This window comes from Demequina sp. NBRC 110053 (assembly GCF_002090095.1).
In the GTDB taxonomy this organism is placed as follows: domain Bacteria; phylum Actinomycetota; class Actinomycetes; order Actinomycetales; family Demequinaceae; genus Demequina.
This window is the reverse complement of record NZ_BBRJ01000002.1, coordinates 1,245,980-1,261,780: the sequence shown is the minus strand read 5'-3', so window position 1 is coordinate 1,261,780 and position 15,801 is coordinate 1,245,980. Positions and strand designations below refer to the sequence as shown.

Below are 15,801 nucleotides of genomic sequence, written 5' to 3'. Positions count from 1 at the left end.
GAAGACCGCCCAGACCTGGGGAGACTGAAGGACTGATGACTGACGACGCGAAGATCCTGGCCGGCCGCTACGAGGTCGGCGAGCTCATCGGCCGCGGCGGCATGGCCGAGGTGCACATCGGCTACGACACCCGCTTGGGTCGCACGGTCGCCATCAAGATCCTGCGCGCCGACCTCGCGCGCGACCCGTCCTTCCAGACGCGCTTCCGCCGCGAGGCGCAGTCCGCTGCGGGCCTCAACCACCCCGCGATCGTCGCGGTGTACGACACCGGCGAGGAGACCAGCGTCGGGCCGAGCGGCGCCCCGCAGGCCGTGCCCTTCATCGTCATGGAGTACGTCGAGGGCCACACCGTGCGCGACATCCTCAAGGGGGACGTCGCCGCCCCCATCGATGAGGCCGTGGAGATCGCGACGGGCGTGCTCACCGCGCTCGACTACGCCCACCACGCTGGCCTGGTCCACCGCGACATCAAGCCCGCCAACGTCATGCTCACGCCCACCGGGGCCGTCAAGGTCATGGACTTCGGCATCGCACGTGCCCTCGCCGACGCCGGCAACACCATGACGCAGACCCAGGCCGTCGTGGGCACCGCGCAGTACCTCTCACCCGAGCAGGCACGCGGCGAGACGGTGGACGCGCGCTCCGACCTGTACTCCGTGGGCTGCCTGCTGTTCGAGCTCCTCACGGGCCGCCCGCCGTTCGTGGGCGACTCACCGGTGTCCGTCGCCTATCAGCACGTCCGCGAGGAGGCGCCCAAGCCGTCCTCCTTCGCCTCGGACGTCCCCGCCGAGCTCGACCAGGTGGTGCTGCGGTCGCTCGCCAAGGACCGTAACCAGCGCTACGCGACCGCCCAGGAGTTCCTGGGTGACCTGCGCGCCGTCATGGGCGGCGCGCCCCTGAGCCCGTCGACCGGCGCGATCGCCGTGGGCTCGGCGGCGTTCGGCGCGGGCGTGGCCGGGGTGGCCGCAGCCAGCGCGAACACGGGCGAGAACCCCCAGGTCGACCAGCCCACCCAGGCGATGCCAGCCCAGGACGGCCCCGTCACCGGCGAGACCCAGGTCATGACGTCCGCGGGCGCCCCGTGGGCCGCCGTCGGCGCCGCTGGGGCGGGCTCCGTCCCGCCCCCGCAGTCGTCGATGGTGGGCGTGACCGACGAGCAGGACCTGGTCGATGACGAGGATGCGCGCCGCCGCAAGATGATCCTGTGGATCTCCCTGGGCGCGGCCGCCCTCATCGCGATCATCCTGATCGTGTGGCTGTTCATGCGCGGTGACGGCGAGCCAGAGCAGACGACGGTGACGCAGACCGTGCCGACCGTCGCGGGCATGCAGGAGGCCGAGGCCATCGCGGCACTCGAGGACCTCGGGTTCCTGGTCGACACCCAGCAGGAGGCGAGCACCGAGGTCGAGCCCGGCGTGGCCATCCGCACGGATCCGCCCGAGGGCGAGGAGCTCACCTGGACAGTCGAGGGGGAGGCGCAGGCGATCGCATCGGGCGTCACCGCTACAGCGCCCTCCGACGGCCCGCCCACCATCACGCTGTTCGTCTCCGCCGGGCCCGACGCCGTCGAGGTGCCCTCCGTGCGCAGCCTCGAGCAGGAGACCGCGCGCGAGCGGATCGAGGCCGCGGGACTGACCGTATCGCGCGTCGAGACCGAGGACGACCCCGACTTCGAGGCGGACCGCGTGACGCGCACGGACCCCGAGGAGGGCACCGAGGTGCCGGCTGGCTCTGCGGTCATCCTCTACGTCTCGAGCGGCGAGGTCGAGCTTCCCGACCTGGTGGGGATGGACGAGGACGCCGCGCGCGCCGCGCTCAACGACCTCGGACTCATCCCGGACTTCACCGACGTCGAGACCGAGGAGCAGGCTCCGGGCACCGTGCTGACCCAGAGCCCCAGCCCTGGCACGGTCCCCCAGCGCTCGACGGTGGCGATGGAGGTCGCGGTGGCGCCGTCGACGGTCACGGTGCCCGACGTCACCGGGCTGGGCCAGGCGGAGGCCGAGCGCCAGCTCGGCACCCAGGACCTCACCTTCACCTACGGCCCGGAGCAGTACAACGATGATGTCCCCGCCGGCTCGGTGATCTCGCAGAACCCCAATGGCGGCACCGAGGTGGCGCCGGGGACGCAGGTCACTCTCGTACTGTCGCAGGGCCCGGAGCCCCAGCCCGATCCCACGACCGAGCCGACATCGGGGCCCTAGCCGGCCCGCGCATCGGCCCGTCGCCCGCCCCCTGAGGCGCGCGGCGCGAGCGCGCGCACCTGGCGCGCGAGTGGGGCCCCATTCGCTCACTTAGGCGCGTAGATGAGCGAGTGGGGCCCCATTCGCTCGTCTGGTGGGACGTCGGTAGGGCCGATGCGGTCTCGGGGAGCCGCGCGGGCGTCAGAGCTCGAGGACTCCTCGAGTGACGGAGGCGCCGCTGTGCGTGGGGACGCCGTCGAGCGGCTCCACCGAGATGTCGACGATGGGGAACGCCGCGACGTCGAAGCCGGCAGGGATCACGAACTCGTTGGTGGTGCTCGTGAGGTGGCCCAGGCTCACCATGCCCTCGATCGACTCATCGATCAGCCACACCTCGAGGTAGGCGTCGTCGAGCTCCTCGAACTCCGTGTCGATCACGAGCACCTGCGTGCCGTCGGGCCGAGCCTCGAGGATCGCCTCTCCAGCGCCGGCCTCCGAGGCGAGGTCGGTGAGGGTGGTCTGGGCGACCACCCGCAGATCGGCGTCGTCCTCCGAGCTCATCAGCACCGCCCCCACGCCTACCCCGCCGATCACCACGCCAGCAGCGGCGGCAGCGCCGACGGTCCACCACGGCTGGCGGCGCGAGCGCCGCGCGGCGAGCTCGTCGGCGCCCGTCGCACGAGGAGGCTGTGCGGTGCTGGGCTGTGCGGTGCCGGGCTCGGCAGGAGCCGCCGCCCCCACCGAGGCGCGAGCCTCGTCGCCCGATGTGTCAGTTGAGTCATCCGCCTCGAGCTCCGCCACGATCGCGTCCCACACCCGTGCCGGCGGGGTGAGGAGCGGCTCCGCCGGGCTATCAGCGTTCTCGAGCCTTGCCGCCATCGCACGCAGTGCGTCGAACCGGGCGCGCTGCTCGGGCGTCGCCTCCGCGAGCGCGGGGTCCGAGGGGTCGGCGCCGTTCAGCGCGAGCTCGGCGAGGAACTCGTCGTCAGGATGCGACATCGGACACCTCCCATCGGTCGCGCAGTGTGATCAGTGCTCTGCGGATATGGCTCTTCACGGTCCCGAGCGGCATGTTCAGCCGCTCGGAGATCTGCTCGTGTGTCGCACCCTCGAAGTAGGCGAGCGCGACGATGGTCCGCCTGGGATCTCCGAGGGCGTTCACCTCGTAGGCGAGCAGCACGGACTCGGCGTCGTCAGGGCCGGACTCTTCCGCCGGCGCTACGTCGGCGACCGCCTGGAGGCGGCGACGTTCACGGGTCCGGGACTCGAGCGCATCGGCGATCCGACGCCGAGCGATGCCGACCACCCATCCCCGCAGCTCGCCCTTGTCGGGGTCGAAGCCCTCGCGGGACCGCCACGCGCTCACGAAGGTCTGCTGGGTCACGTCCTCGGCGTCCGCCGTCGACCCGAGCGCCCGCACCGCCATCGAGTACACCAGGGGAGAGAGGTCGCGATAGAGCTCCTCGAGCGCGCCGTCGACGCCTGCGACGAAGTCGTGGGCGAGCGTCGGCTCGGGAGGCGCGTCAGAGGGGAGTGCCATCGGCGCCCGCTCCTCCTGTACCGCCACCGCAGTCATCACGGCGCATTCTCGACCGGCGTCGCGTACACCACGACGTTGTCCTCATAGTGTCGCGTATCCCAGTCGAACAGTCCACCACACGTCACCAGCACCAGCTGGCCGGGCGAGTCCCTGTCGAACACCAGGCTCATGTCGACCTCGCGCTTGTCGTTCTGCTCGACGCGGTCGACCACGAACGCGTGGATGTCCCCTGCGGCGTCGACGACCTGGACGGGTGCGCCTGCACCGAGCTCCTTCAGCGCTGCGAAGGGACCGACACCCTTCGGGTCGTCGACATGCGCCGCCAGCACCGCGTTGCCCCGGTCCGCGCCCGGCGCGGGGCCGAACCGGTACCAGCCGGCGACCGCGGCCGCCTCGGGGATCTCCATGGATCCGTCATCAGCGAGCCCCACGTCGGTCACCTCCATGTCGAGACCGAGCGCCTCGATGAGCAGCCGCTGGGGCGGCTCGGAGCGGAGCGCGGCGATGGCCTCGGGGTCGGTCGAGGAGATCGGCACGTCGCCCACCACGACCGGCGCTCGCACCTGCCCGACCCGGTCACCGTCCTCGGGCTGCTGGGTTCGGGGGGCCGATGCGGGAGCCCGGTCGGCGGCGGTGTCGCCGTTCGCGGGCTCCGGCGCCGCGCATGACGTCGCGAGGAGCAGGACGGAGGCGGCGATGAGGGCTCGCATGGTCGGTCTCCTCTCGGTCACGGCGAAGTCGGGCGATGGGAAGGCGGGGCCCGGGCTGCGATCCGGGCCCCGCCTCGTGTGGGGTGGGGTCAGCGGCGTCGCACCGCGATCACGGTACCCGTGGCGAGCACGAGACCGAAGGCGGCGATGACCGCGGCGATCGCGACGGTCGAGGTGCCATTGTCGGCCGCGAAGCCCTGGGTTCCGGCCTGGACGCCGGACGGGCTCGAGGCGTGGGTGTCGACGGTCTGCACCGCGACGGCGAGGTTGCCGGCCTCGGCCGAGCCCCACGCGTACACGATGGTGTTGACGCCGTCGGAGATCTCCACGTCCGTGGGGCCGATCACCGGGTCGGTCTCGCCGGTCAGCGACACGGCGGCCTCGTAGGTTCCGGCGGGCACGTCGCCCATGACCTCGTCAGGGTTGGAGAGGTTCTCGAACAGCACGTCGCCGTCGACCCACACGTCGACCGCCGGCGCCGCGGCCGTGTGACGGACGGTCAGCCTGCCCTCGCCGGCGGCGGTCTCCGAGATGTCGTTGGTGAAGAGGTTGGCGGTCGGCTCGCCGTCGGCGTCGAGGTGGGCCACCGCGGTATAGCTCGTGCCCTCCTCGAGGGTGAGGTCGATCGGCCCGAGCACGGGCGCCGAGTCGTCCTCCGCGTCGGCCGCGGTCAGCGCGACCGAGTAGGTCCCCGGCGCGAGATCGAGCGGGCCGGCGAGGTCGCCAGGCTGGAAGTCGTCCACGGTGTTCTCGCCGTTGACGTAGACGTCGACGGGCGTGTCCGGGATGCCGTGCAGGACCGACAGCTCGGCCATGCCGTCCTCGACGGCGAGGGCGGGGGCGGCGATGCCCGCGGCGATGAGGGTTCCGGCTGCTGCGCCGGCGATTGCTGACTTGCGCATGATCCTTCTCCTAGCGGTTCGGGGCCTCACTGGCTGCGATGCCCTTCACCCCTACTTCCGGCCGGGCTCGCTGCACGGATGCACCGCGCGGCAGATTTTCTTCCGTGGATTCGAGTGCATCCAAACGGGGTGCTCGCAGAGAAGTAACGGGTGAGGGGCGTGGCGACCAGCGCGCCGAGATACCGTGAAGGAGCGCATCTGTGCGAGAGTCGAGCCAGGACCGCCATGGGGGCGGCACCGTCGAGCACCCTGACAGGATTGGCGTGAACGCAACTCACCGCACTACCCGGGCGCCAGCGGAATGCTCGCTGCGCGCCTCCCTGTTGACGGAGGCATCATGACGCCGCTGATGACCTCTCAGGACCTTCAGGCCTCCGTCGACGCACGCCTGCCGCTCGTCGAGGCCGCGCTGAGGGAGCACGTCACGGGCACGCCCCACGAGCTTCCCAACGCGGGGTCGGAGTACAGGAGGATGTGGCAGCGCATCGGCGAGCAGTTCGTGGGAGGCAAGAATCTGAGGCCCGCCCTCACCCTCGCCGCGTACTTCGGCCTCAGTGGCGAGGACACCGAGGCGGTCGTGCCCGTGGCCGCGGCCATGGAGATGATGCACACGGCCATGCTCGTGCATGACGACATCCTGGACCACGACGAGGTGCGCCGGGGCAGGCCCAACATCGCGGGCGCCCGTCGCGCAGAGCTCGCGCAGGAGCGCCTGCCTCGCGACCGCACGGACGATCACGTGCTCACGGCCGCCCTCCTGAGCGGCGACCTGGCGCTGTCGAGCGCCTACGACCTGATCGCTCGGTCAGCCCTGCCCGCTCACCATCGCCTCGCATGCCTCAACCTGCTCACGCGCGGCATCCGCGCGACCATCGCGGGCGAGCTGCTGGACATGAGCGGCGACCTGACGCCCATCGGCGAGGCCGATGCCCTCAACGTCGCCGAGCTGAAGACGGCCACATACTCGTGCGTGGTGCCGCTGCTCGCAGGCGCGACCATCGCGGGCGCCGACCCGACGATGATCGGGCACCTGGAGCGCATCGGCACCTCTCTGGGCCTCAGCTTTCAGCTCGTCGACGACGACCTGGGCGTGTTCGGCGACCCCGACGTGACCGGCAAGTCCAACCTGTCGGACCTGCGCGCGGGCAAGCGCACCGAGCTGATGCGTCAGGCGTACGCGGCCGCGACTCCGGCCCAGCTCGGCGTCCTCGACCGCCACGTGGGCGACGCGGATCTGGACGACGACGGCGCCGCCGCCGTACGCGAGATTCTCGAGGAGTCAGGCGCGCGCGGCCGTACCCTCGCGATCGCGCGCCGCCACGCCCGCCAGGCCTCGCGCATCGCCCGCGAGCGCGTGCCCGCTCCCCTCAGTGGCTACCTGCTCGATCTGGTCGACTGGCTCGACGGCCGCGCGTCATGAAGGGTGACCCACTTCCGGGACCTGACGACCGCGGGAGGCACCCTGATCTCGAGCTCTACGACCGGGCGGCCAGGGCCGCTGCCGCCGACGTTCTCGGCGCCTACTCGACGTCCTTCACGCTCGGCGCACGGTTGCTGCCGCGTCGCCAACGCCAGCACGTCGAATGCGTCTACGGCATGGTGCGCGTCGCCGACGAGATCGCGGACACCTATGGTGGCCCGGATGCGGGAACTCTGCTCGACGGATTCGAGTCCGAGGTGCATGCGGCGATGGGCGGCGCTTTCTCGACCAACCTCATCGCGCACGCGTTCGGCATGACGGCGCGCGCGGTAGGGATCGACCGTGAGCTCGTCGATCCCTTCTTCGCGTCCATGCGCATGGACCTGGAGCGCACCGAGCACGACCAGGCATCGCTCGCGCGCTACATCCACGGCTCGGCCGAGGTGGTCGGCGAGATGTGCCTCGCCGTGTTCGTCAACACGGACGAAGGGCCGCGACCAGTCGACCCGGAGCTCCGCGAGGGCGCCCGGCGGCTGGGCGCGGCGTACCAGAAGGTGAACTTCCTGCGGGACCTCGGCGCGGACAGCCGCTCGCTGGGCCGCAGCTACTTCCCCGGGGTCACGGCCGAGAACCTGGACGACGAGCAGCTCGCCGCGCTCGTCGCCGAGTGCCGGCGTGACCTCGACGCCGCACGGGGACCGATGGCTGCTCTGCCGCGCCGTGCGCAGGTGGCCGTGCGCACCACGCTCGACATCTACGAGCGGCTCCTGGAGCGGATCGCCGCCACGCCCGCTCGCTCGCTCGGCGACCGCCGGATTCGGGTCCCCAACCAGACCAAGCTGGTGCTCGCTGCGCGCAATCTCATCGCCGGGCGGGCGGGCGCATGAGCGACCGCGTGGTCGTGATCGGCGGTGGCGTCAGCGGGCTCGCCACGGCCGCCCTGCTCGCTCGCGGCGGCGCAGCGGTCACGCTGCTCGAACGCCACGCGCGGGTGGGCGGGCGTGCAGGCCGCCTTGAGGCGGACGGGTTCACCTTCGACACCGGTCCCTCGTGGTACCTCATGCCGGAGGCCTTCGAGCACTTCTTCTCGCTGCTGGGACGCAGGGTGGAGGACGAGCTCGACCTCATCGACCTCGACCCGCGCTACCGGATCTTCTTCGAGACGGCCGATGCGCACAAGGCCGAATCGCTCGACGTCACCTCCTCGCCGGAGGACAACTGGGCGGCGTTCGAAGCCATGAGCCCCGGCGATGGTAGCGCGGTCGCTGACTATGCCCGTGACGCAAGCGAGCTCTACCGCCTCGCGCTCGATCGCTTCCTCTACACGACCTTCGAGAACCCCCTGTCTCTGGCCGACAGCGCCCTCGCGAGGCGACTGCCCGCTCTCGCCCCCCTCCTCGCCCGCTCGCTCGGCTCCAGCATCGCCGCGAAGGTGCGCGATCCGCGCCTGCGCCAGCTCCTGGGCTATCACGCCGTGTTCCTCGGATCCTCTCCCGACCGGGTCCCATCGCTGTTCCAGCTCATGAGCCACCTGGACCTCGTCGATGGCGTGCGGTACCCGCGTGGTGGCCTCTACGCCGTCGTGGAGGCGCTCGAGCGCGCGGCGCGCTCCGAGGGGGTGCGGATCGTCACCGGTGCCGACGCCACCCGCATCGTCGTCGACCGCGGCCGCGCCACAGGCGTGCGGCTGCGCTCGGGCGTCACCGTCGAGGCGGACGCCGTGGTCTCGAGCGCGGACCTGCACCACACGGAGACCGCGCTGCTCGACCCGCGCTGGCAGAGCCGGCCCGACCGCTCCTGGGCGCGCATGCGACCCGGCGTGAGCGCGCTGCTGGTGATGGCCGGCGTCGAAGGGGAGCTATCCGAGCTCGCCCACCATTCACTGTTCTTCACACGCGACTGGGATGCCAACTTCCGCGCGATCATGACCGACCAGAGCGTCCCGCACCCCGCGTCGGTGTATGTCTCGCGCACCTCCGCGACCGATCCGTCCACGGCTCCGGCCGGCCACGAGAACCTCGTCATGCTCGTGCCCTTCCCGGCGGACCCGACGCTCGGCGGCACGGCGACGTCGCGCGCCGACCTCGAGCACCACGCGGCGCGCTACCTGGACCAGGTCGGGGCGTGGGCAGGCGTGCCGCGCCTGCGGGAGCGCACCACCGTGAAGGCCATGCTCACCCCCTCGCACTTCGCCACCTCGCTGTCGGCGTTCCAGGGCGGCGCGCTCGGGCTCGAGCACACCCTCCGACAGTCCGCGATGTTCCGGCCGCGGAACGTCTCCGGCAAGGTCCACAACCTCCTCTACGCAGGGGCGTCGACGGCGCCGGGGATCGGCGTCCCCATCTGCCTCATCTCCGCCGAGCTGGTCGCCAAGCGCCTGCTCGGCGCTAGCGGCGTCAAGCCGCTTCCCGCCCCGCTGCCCCAGGACTTCCTGGCTCGCAGCCGCCGGCGCGACCACCTGGGCGACCTCGCGCGAACCCTCGCGGCGCCGCCCGAGCCAGCCCGCGCATCGGCCCATGCCCGGGAGCCGGGGACGTGACCTCCTCCCTCTACCTGATCGCCCTCATGGTCAGCCTGCTGGGTCTCGGCACGCTCGACTGGCGGTACCGCCTCGCGCTGTTCGCGGACGCCCGGCGCACCCTCCTCACCGTCGCGGTCGCGGTCGCGATCTTCCTGGTGTGGGACCTCATCGGGGTGGGCCTCGGGATCTTCTTCATCGGAGACGCGCCCTATCTGACGGGCTGGACGGTCGCGCCTGAGGTGCCGGTCGAGGAGGTCGCGTTCCTCACCCTGCTCACGTACAACACGCTGCTGGTGTGGCTCGCACTGTCCCGCCGCCGCGAGCGCCGCCGCACCGTTCGCGGCATGCCAACCACGGAGGCGCCATGACCTACGTCGTGCTGTCCGTGGCCGTCCTCGCGCTGCTCGCCCTCGCATGCGCGCCCGTCCTGCGCCGCCTCCCCTTCCGACCCCTGGCGCTCACGGCGCTGTGCCTGATCGCGCTCACGGTGGTGTTCGACAACCTCATCGTGGGACTCGGAATCGTCGACTACGACGAGTCGCTCATCTCCGGCGTGCTGATGCCCGTCGCTCCCATCGAGGATCTCGCCTACACGCTCGGCGCGGTCATGCTCGTGCCCACGCTGTGGGAGCTGCTGGGGCGGCGACGGGCCGAGGAACCGACGTGATCGGCGCGATCCTGCGCGCGTCGCGTCCCATCTCGTGGATCAACACCGCGTATCCATTCGCGGCGGGCTATCTCATGGCCACGCGCGAGGTCGATGCCGTCCTCATTGTCGGCACGCTGTTCTTCCTCATCCCGTACAACCTGCTGATGTACGGCGTGAACGACGTGTTCGACTACGAGTCCGACCTCGCCAACCCTCGCAAGGGTGGCGTCGAGGGGGACGTGGTCCGCGACCGGGAGGCCGCCGGGCGCATCCATCGCGGGATCCTCGTCGCCAGCGGCGCGACGGTGGTGCCGCTGGCCGCGTGGCTGCTGCTCCAGGGCTCGTTCGCGGCGGGCGTCACGCTCGCGCTCGTCATCTTCGGGGTGGTGGCGTACTCCGCTCCAGGGCTGCGGTTCAAGGAGAGACCGTTCCTCGACTCCCTCACGTCCGCGCTGCACTTCGTGGGACCGCTCCTGTACGCGCTGGTGCTCGCTGGGGTCTCGCTCGTCGACGCCGACGTGTGGCCCATCTGGGCGGCGTTCATCCTGTGGGGCATGGCCTCCCACGCGTTCGGCGCCGTGCAGGATGTGCGGGCCGACCGGGCTGGCGGCATCGGCTCGGTGGCGACCGTCGTCGGCGCGCGGGCGACCGCCCGGCTGTCCGTCGGCCTCTACCTGGGCGCATCGGCGCTGCTGCTGCTCCTGCCGTGGCCGAGCCTGCTCGCCGCCGCACTGCCGCTCGCGTACGCCGCATCGGCCGCACGGTTCTGGAACGTCACGGACGCGACCTGCGAGGACGCGAACCGCGGCTGGCGCACGTTCCTGTGGCTCAATCAGCCGGTGGGGTTCCTGGTCACCGTGCTGCTGATCGTGGAGTGGAACGGGTGGCTCTAGGCGAGCCTTCCCGAGGGCGAGCCTGACGCCGGCCCCGCGGGAGCGCCCGCACGTGGCATGCCGAGGGCCAGCCGGTCGCACACCCTCGTCAACCTCAAGCGAAGTGCCCCTGGCCGATGCGCGGGCCGGCTTTGAGCTTGAGCCCCCTACTGACGCACGAGCGGCGACAGTCCTGCCGAGCGGCCCTCCGCGTCAGGCATGCCGCACACCTCGAGCCAGTTGGCGAGCAGCCGGTGCCCGCCTTCGGTGAGGACGGACTCGGGGTGGAACTGCACGCCATGCAGCGGCAGGTCGCGGTGCTTGAGCCCCATGATGATGCCGTTGGCCGTGGTGGCGGTGACCTCGAGCTCTGCCGGCACCGTTCCCTCCTCGACGGCCAGCGAGTGATACCGCGTCGCGGTGAAGGGCGAGGGCAGGCCCGCCAGCACGGAGTCACCCTCGTGGGACACCGTCGAGGTCTTGCCGTGCATCAGCTCGGGCGCGTGGGAGACGACCCCGCCGTAGACCTCCGCGAGCGCCTGGTGGCCCAGGCAGATGCCGAGCATCGGCGTGCCCGTGCGCGCGCACTCGCGGATGACGTCGTTCGACGATCCCGCCTCCGCGGGCGTGCCCGGTCCAGGAGACACCAGCACGCCGTCGTATTCATCGATGTCGCCGGCGTCCGCCACCGCGTCGTTGCGGACCACCACGGTCTCCGCGCCCATCTGCCGCAGGTACCCGACGATCGTGTAGACGAACGAGTCGTAGTTGTCGATCACCAGAATGCGCGTCATGACTCCTCCACGGTGGTCTCCTGCACGCCGAGGGCCTCGGAGACCCAGGGGAAGACGTACTCGAACAGTGCCAGCACCACGGCGGCGATCACCACCAGCAGGATCAGCAGCCTCACGAGCGCTGGCCCCGGCAGAGAGTTCCAGAGCCACGACGAGATCATGCGGGCACCTCCAGCAGCTCCTCGGGGACGCCGTGGCCCACGGGCGCCCAGTAGTCGAAAGAGCCGTGCACGACCCACCGCTGCGCCGCGGAGAACTTGGGGTGGCAGGTCGTCATGGTGATCGACCGTTCGGTGGGCGCGACCCCGGGCTCGTTCGGCGTGGGGGCGATGACCTCGACCTGCGTGGGCTGCACGATCTCCCACGACTCCACGTGATACACGAACCAGGCGTCCTCTGTCTGGAAGATCAGCGAATCGCCGGCCTCGAGCTCCGAGACGTCGGCGAAGGGCTTGCCGTACGTGGTGCGGTGGCCCGAGATGGCGAAGTTGCCGATCTCTCCGGGCAGCGCCGTATCCGTATAGTGCCCGATCCCCAGCGGGTCGAGCACGTCCGCGCGCGTCGTGCCCTCCGACACCGGCTTCACGTAGTCCTCGCCCCACCGGGGGACCATCATGGTCGCGAACGTCTCGGTGAACGCGGGGTAGTCCATCGCAGGCGGATCGTCGGTGCGCTTCAGGTCGTCCGGAATGGTCTCCTGGTCGCTCGCCTCGGCCGCAGAGATGCCGTCGACCACGTCGGAGTCAGCCCACTCGAGGCTCTCGACCACCTCGCGCTGGGCGCGTTCGCCTTGCACGTCCGTATAGAACAGCTGCCACACCACGAACAACCCCAGCAGCACGCCGGCGAGGATGAGCAGCTCGCCCAGCACTCCCACCACGCTCACGCGAGCGCGCGCGGGGGGCCGCTCGTCGGCGGGCGCGGGGGTCGCGGTCGAGGCGCTCATGGTGTCTCAAGCGTACGCGAGCACGCATGAGCACAGTGGTCGGCCGCGGTGCGCCACTGCGACGATCCATGGGCCCGCATAGGTACGCTGGTCACCAGGAAGGCCCGCGCGACGGGCATCGGCAGAGCATGGAGCAGCAGCGTGGCCCTCAAGAAGAAGCGTGACGACGACAATCAGGCCTACAAGGCACCCCGCAACGTGGGCAAGCCTGAGTCGGACAACCCCAGGTGGCTGCTGCCGACGGCGGTGACGCTGCTGGTCATCGGCCCCGTGTGGATCGTCGTCTACTACATCTCGAAGGGCCAGTGGCCGGCGCCCATCGGCGACGCGAACCTCCTCGTGGGATTCGCGTTCATGGCCGCCGCGATGGTGCTGTTCACGCGCTGGAAGTAGCGCGCCGCCCCGGAGTTACACCCCTGTAGTTATCCCCCGTTGTGGACAGCGCTGGGGATAACTACACCCGTGTCATTCACAGTGGGGATGACGCTGGGGACAGCGCCGCGACCGCATCGGCCGATTGGGCCCTCGGCGGCGTACCGCTCAACACACAGCGGTGACGGGTGGGGCAGCCGTGACGGGTGGGCAAGCGCACCCGTCGCTCCCGGCACTTCATTCACGGGTGTGTGTTGAGCGGTACGGGGCAGCGCGGAATGAGGAGCGCAGCGCCGATGCGCGGGCGGGGTGAACGCGGCCGTGTCAGCTAGGTGGTGCGGCCTTCTCGCGGCGGTCGACGCCGCGGAACATCACCAGCATGATGATGGCGCCCGCGATGGCGCCGCCCAGGTGCCCCTGCCAGGACAGGCCCGCGAAGAACCCGAATCCGGGGATGAGGTCGGAGACGAGCGGGGCGCCGATGAAGATCGCGGCGATCACCAGGATCTGCGTGTAGGGCAGGCGCAGGCGCTTGAGGATGATGCCGTAGGCCGCGAGCAGGCCGAAGATCGCGCCCGAAGCGCCCCCGACAGCCGTCAGCGTCCCGCCGGTGCCGATGATCTCGACCGCCGCTGAGCTGCCCAGCAGGGAGCCCGCGTACAGGCCCACGAACCGCCACCGGCCGAGCGCTGGCTCGAGAACCTGGCCCAGCTGCCACAGCGCGAGCATGTTCATGCCGATGTGCAGCAGGCTGAAGTGGATGAAGCCGGCGGTGACCCACCGGTACCACTCCGTGCCCACGTCGATGTAGCGCGCGGCGTCCATCTGCGTCGCGTCCGGCCAGAGCGCCCACGAGCCGGGGAACGCATCCCCGAGCAGGACCGGACCCAGCAGGTACACCGCCACGTTGATCGCGATCAGCGCGTACGTAGCCAGCGGCGGGCCGGCCGTCGCCGTGAAGCCCAGCCGGGAGCGCACCGGGCGAGCCTGCGACTGCGCCTGCTTGAGGCAGTCGACGCACAGCACTCCCACCGCCGCCGGCCGCTGGCACTCCGGACACGCGGGGCGCTCGCAGCGCTGGCACCGTACGTAGGAGACGCGGTCGGGGTGGCGCGGGCACGTGGGGGCGGCGGGCGCCCCCGGCTGATCGGTCACACGAGCCTCAGGAGACGGTGACGCCCGTGATCATGACGTCCTCGAGCGGACGGTCGCGGCCGTCGACCGGCGTGGAGGCGATCTTGTCGACCACGGCCTTGGACTCGTCGTCAGCGACCTTGCCGAAGATTGTGTGGCCCTGGTTCAGGTGGGGCGTCTGAGCGACAGTGATGAAGAACTGCGAGCCGTTGGTGCCGCCGGGCTTCCCGGTGATGGGGTTGAGGCGCTTCCCCGCATTGGCCATAGCGAGCAGGTAGGGCTCGGAGAACTGGTTGTTGGGGTGGATCTCGTCGTCGAAGGTGTAGCCGGGGCCGCCGGTGCCGGTGCCCTCGGGGCAGCCGCCCTGGATCATAAAGCCCGCGATCACGCGGTGGAACACCAGGCCGTTGTAGAAGGGCTCCGTGCTCTTCTCGCCGGTCTCGGGGTCCGTCCACTCCTTCTCGCCGGTCGCGAGACCGACGAAGTTCTTGACGGTGGCGGGGGCGTCGTTCGGGAGCAGTTCGATGCGGATTTCGCCTGCGGTGGTCTCTACTGTTGCGATCATGCGGAACATTCTCCCACGCCAGTGGTGTTCCTACCTCGTAGGTGACAAGATGAAGGATCAGGAACGCCCGTGCACACCGATGGAGGTAGACCAGTGGGACGGAAGAAGGACCTGAGCAAGGACGTCGACAAGTACCGCGCGCAGGCCGAGGAGGCCGCCGCAAGTGCCAAGGCCGCCGCCGAGCAGGCCGCGCACCACGCCAAGGACGCCGCAGCGAAGGCGCAGGCCTGGGCCGGCCCCCAGTACGACAAGGCCAAGGACTGGGCGGGGCCTCAGTACGACAAGGCCAAGGCGTGGGCCAAGCCTCGCGCCAAGCGGGCCTACCACCAAGGCGCGCTCAAGGCGGAGCCGTACGTGCGCAAGGCCGGCGACAAGGCGACCCAGTGGGTGGACATCGCTCACGCCGCCATCGTGGGCGCGGCGATCCCCGCTGCCATCGGAGCGGTCGAGAACGCCGCGCACGAGGACGAGCCCAAGGGCCGCTCGGTCGGCAAGGTGCTCATCCCGATCGTGCTCGCTGGCGCCGCCGCCGCCGCGCTCGTGGTGTGGGCGCGCCGCGACCCCGGCCGAGATGAGTGGGCGGGCGAGGACGACGAGTGGGAGCTCACCGGCGAGGGTGACTTCAAGCAGCAGCTGCGCGACAACGTCAACAAGGCGACGGATGCAGCGGTCGAGGCCGCCAAGAAGGCGGGTGGCGCGGCGGCGACCGCGGCCGCGGCCGTCAAGGAGCAGGCCGGTCCCACGTACGACAAGGTCAAGGACCAGGCCGGACCCTACGTCGACAAGGTGAAGGAGCAGGCCGGGCCCGCCTACGAGCGCGTCAAGGACACCGCCGTCGAGCAGGGCAAGAGGCTCGCCGACCAGGCTGGCTCATCCGCCTCGAAGGTGCGCGACTCGGCGAACAGCGAGGTGGCGAAGCTGCGCGGCTCGGTCGACGAGGCTCGCGAGCGCGCCTCCGCCGCAGCCACCAGCACCATCGATGACGCCGAGGACGTCTGGGAGGACGCGCAGGAGGCCGCGAGCGAGGCCGCGAAGACCACCGCGACCGAGGCCAAGAAGACGACGGGCACCGCCAAGTCCGCCGCGAAGTCGACCGCGTCGTCGGCCACCAAGAGGACGGGCGGCAGCGCCAAGAAGTAGACCGACTCACCACGAACGCCCCGGCCACATGCGGCGCGGGGCGTTCGTGCGTC

General features: G+C 70.8%; 18 protein-coding genes. 9 read left to right on the top strand and 9 right to left on the bottom strand.

Features of this window, described 5'->3' with window-relative positions:
* Window positions 1-35 precede the first annotated feature (35 nt).
* The gene (gene pknB / locus B7K22_RS05975; protein WP_200807369.1) at window positions 36-2,204 is read left to right on the top strand and encodes a Stk1 family PASTA domain-containing Ser/Thr kinase; all 2,169 of its coding nucleotides are present in this window, start codon (window positions 36-38) and stop codon (window positions 2,202-2,204) included.
* 180 nt (window positions 2,205-2,384) lie between these two features.
* Here the strand turns inward: pknB and B7K22_RS05970 are convergent, their stop codons facing one another.
* From B7K22_RS05970 to B7K22_RS05955, 4 genes are all read right to left on the bottom strand, one after another.
* Window positions 2,385-3,182, bottom strand: coding sequence for an anti-sigma factor (locus B7K22_RS05970; protein WP_084039049.1), 798 nt, complete (start codon window positions 3,180-3,182; stop codon window positions 2,385-2,387).
* Window positions 3,169-3,723: an RNA polymerase sigma factor gene (locus B7K22_RS05965; protein WP_084039048.1), complete on the bottom strand. Its 555-nt coding sequence runs from the start codon at window positions 3,721-3,723 to the stop codon at window positions 3,169-3,171. Before B7K22_RS05965 ends, B7K22_RS05970 begins: the two co-directional genes overlap by 14 nt.
* Window positions 3,724-3,758: 35 nt before the next feature.
* On the bottom strand, window positions 3,759-4,433 hold the full coding sequence (locus B7K22_RS05960) for a class F sortase (RefSeq protein WP_084039047.1): 675 nt from the start codon (window positions 4,431-4,433) through the stop codon (window positions 3,759-3,761).
* 89 nt (window positions 4,434-4,522) lie between these two features.
* Window positions 4,523-5,335 (bottom strand): DUF4397 domain-containing protein, encoded by an 813-nt coding sequence (locus tag B7K22_RS05955; RefSeq protein WP_084039046.1) that lies wholly within the window; start codon window positions 5,333-5,335, stop codon window positions 4,523-4,525.
* 337 nt (window positions 5,336-5,672) lie between these two features.
* Between B7K22_RS05955 and B7K22_RS05950 the strand changes: the two genes are divergently transcribed.
* Genes B7K22_RS05950 through B7K22_RS05930 form a run of 6 tightly spaced genes read left to right on the top strand, consistent with a single transcriptional unit; the run spans window position 5,673 to window position 10,818 of the window.
* A complete protein-coding gene (locus tag B7K22_RS05950) occupies window positions 5,673-6,755 on the top strand; it encodes a polyprenyl synthetase family protein (RefSeq protein WP_159448780.1) in 1,083 nt (360 codons plus the stop codon).
* Entirely contained in the window at window positions 6,752-7,642 is an 891-nt protein-coding gene (locus B7K22_RS05945; protein ID WP_084039044.1) for a phytoene/squalene synthase family protein, read from the top strand. The genes B7K22_RS05950 and B7K22_RS05945 overlap by 4 nt, the downstream gene beginning before the upstream one ends.
* A complete protein-coding gene (gene crtI / locus B7K22_RS05940) occupies window positions 7,639-9,294 on the top strand; it encodes a phytoene desaturase family protein (RefSeq protein ID WP_084039043.1) in 1,656 nt (551 codons plus the stop codon). The genes B7K22_RS05945 and crtI overlap by 4 nt, the downstream gene beginning before the upstream one ends.
* The gene (locus B7K22_RS05935; RefSeq protein ID WP_234983331.1) at window positions 9,291-9,644 is read left to right on the top strand and encodes a lycopene cyclase domain-containing protein; all 354 of its coding nucleotides are present in this window, start codon (window positions 9,291-9,293) and stop codon (window positions 9,642-9,644) included. The genes crtI and B7K22_RS05935 overlap by 4 nt, the downstream gene beginning before the upstream one ends.
* Window positions 9,641-9,943, top strand: a complete 303-nt coding sequence (locus tag B7K22_RS12335) for a lycopene cyclase domain-containing protein (RefSeq protein ID WP_144276260.1) — start codon at window positions 9,641-9,643, stop codon at window positions 9,941-9,943. The genes B7K22_RS05935 and B7K22_RS12335 overlap by 4 nt, the downstream gene beginning before the upstream one ends.
* Window positions 9,940-10,818: a prenyltransferase gene (locus tag B7K22_RS05930; protein ID WP_371327656.1), complete on the top strand. Its 879-nt coding sequence runs from the start codon at window positions 9,940-9,942 to the stop codon at window positions 10,816-10,818. Before B7K22_RS12335 ends, B7K22_RS05930 begins: the two co-directional genes overlap by 4 nt.
* Before the next feature lie 146 nt (window positions 10,819-10,964).
* Here the strand turns inward: B7K22_RS05930 and B7K22_RS05925 are convergent, their stop codons facing one another.
* Genes B7K22_RS05925 through B7K22_RS05920 form a run of 3 tightly spaced genes read right to left on the bottom strand, consistent with a single transcriptional unit; the run spans window position 10,965 to window position 12,537 of the window.
* Window positions 10,965-11,591 (bottom strand): aminodeoxychorismate/anthranilate synthase component II, encoded by a 627-nt coding sequence (locus B7K22_RS05925; protein WP_084039041.1) that lies wholly within the window; start codon window positions 11,589-11,591, stop codon window positions 10,965-10,967.
* Entirely contained in the window at window positions 11,588-11,752 is a 165-nt protein-coding gene (locus B7K22_RS12060; protein WP_159448779.1) for a hypothetical protein, read from the bottom strand. Before B7K22_RS12060 ends, B7K22_RS05925 begins: the two co-directional genes overlap by 4 nt.
* Window positions 11,749-12,537 (bottom strand): class E sortase, encoded by a 789-nt coding sequence (locus B7K22_RS05920; RefSeq protein ID WP_084039040.1) that lies wholly within the window; start codon window positions 12,535-12,537, stop codon window positions 11,749-11,751. The genes B7K22_RS12060 and B7K22_RS05920 overlap by 4 nt, the downstream gene beginning before the upstream one ends.
* A 141-nt stretch (window positions 12,538-12,678) precedes the next feature.
* Here B7K22_RS05920 and B7K22_RS05915 point away from each other — a divergent pair, with 141 nt between their 5' ends.
* A complete protein-coding gene (locus tag B7K22_RS05915) occupies window positions 12,679-12,930 on the top strand; it encodes a cell division protein CrgA (protein WP_234983330.1) in 252 nt (83 codons plus the stop codon).
* 303 nt (window positions 12,931-13,233) lie between these two features.
* Here the strand turns inward: B7K22_RS05915 and B7K22_RS05910 are convergent, their stop codons facing one another.
* On the bottom strand, window positions 13,234-13,941 hold the full coding sequence (locus tag B7K22_RS05910; RefSeq protein WP_144276259.1) for a rhomboid family intramembrane serine protease: 708 nt from the start codon (window positions 13,939-13,941) through the stop codon (window positions 13,234-13,236).
* Window positions 13,942-14,071: 130 nt separating this feature from the next.
* Window positions 14,072-14,608, bottom strand: coding sequence for a peptidylprolyl isomerase (locus tag B7K22_RS05905; protein ID WP_084039822.1), 537 nt, complete (start codon window positions 14,606-14,608; stop codon window positions 14,072-14,074).
* 93 nt (window positions 14,609-14,701) lie between these two features.
* On the opposite strand from B7K22_RS05905, the gene B7K22_RS05900 reads away from it, so the two are divergent.
* Window positions 14,702-15,748 carry a hypothetical protein gene (locus B7K22_RS05900; RefSeq protein WP_084039037.1) on the top strand — a complete coding sequence of 349 codons (1,047 nt, stop codon included), beginning with the start codon at window positions 14,702-14,704 and terminating at the stop codon, window positions 15,746-15,748.
* The last annotated feature ends 53 nt before the right edge of the window (window positions 15,749-15,801 follow it).

Bases quoted from the DNA above. Each gene is read 5' to 3' on its own strand.
- pknB (WP_200807369.1), top strand. From the start codon at position 36: ATGACTGACGACGCGAAGATCCTGGCCGGCCGCTACGAGGTCGGCGAG.
- B7K22_RS12060 (WP_159448779.1), bottom strand. From the start codon at position 11,752: ATGATCTCGTCGTGGCTCTGGAACTCTCTGCCGGGGCCAGCGCTCGTG.
- B7K22_RS05920 (WP_084039040.1), bottom strand. From the start codon at position 12,537: ATGAGCGCCTCGACCGCGACCCCCGCGCCCGCCGACGAGCGGCCCCCC.
- B7K22_RS12335 (WP_144276260.1), top strand. From the start codon at position 9,641: ATGACCTACGTCGTGCTGTCCGTGGCCGTCCTCGCGCTGCTCGCCCTC.
- B7K22_RS05970 (WP_084039049.1), bottom strand. From the start codon at position 3,182: ATGTCGCATCCTGACGACGAGTTCCTCGCCGAGCTCGCGCTGAACGGC.
- B7K22_RS05950 (WP_159448780.1), top strand. From the start codon at position 5,673: ATGACGCCGCTGATGACCTCTCAGGACCTTCAGGCCTCCGTCGACGCA.
- B7K22_RS05965 (WP_084039048.1), bottom strand. From the start codon at position 3,723: ATGGCACTCCCCTCTGACGCGCCTCCCGAGCCGACGCTCGCCCACGAC.
- B7K22_RS05960 (WP_084039047.1), bottom strand. From the start codon at position 4,433: ATGCGAGCCCTCATCGCCGCCTCCGTCCTGCTCCTCGCGACGTCATGC.
- B7K22_RS05945 (WP_084039044.1), top strand. From the start codon at position 6,752: ATGAAGGGTGACCCACTTCCGGGACCTGACGACCGCGGGAGGCACCCT.
- B7K22_RS05925 (WP_084039041.1), bottom strand. From the start codon at position 11,591: ATGACGCGCATTCTGGTGATCGACAACTACGACTCGTTCGTCTACACG.
- B7K22_RS05955 (WP_084039046.1), bottom strand. From the start codon at position 5,335: ATGCGCAAGTCAGCAATCGCCGGCGCAGCAGCCGGAACCCTCATCGCC.
- B7K22_RS05905 (WP_084039822.1), bottom strand. From the start codon at position 14,608: ATGATCGCAACAGTAGAGACCACCGCAGGCGAAATCCGCATCGAACTG.
- crtI (WP_084039043.1), top strand. From the start codon at position 7,639: ATGAGCGACCGCGTGGTCGTGATCGGCGGTGGCGTCAGCGGGCTCGCC.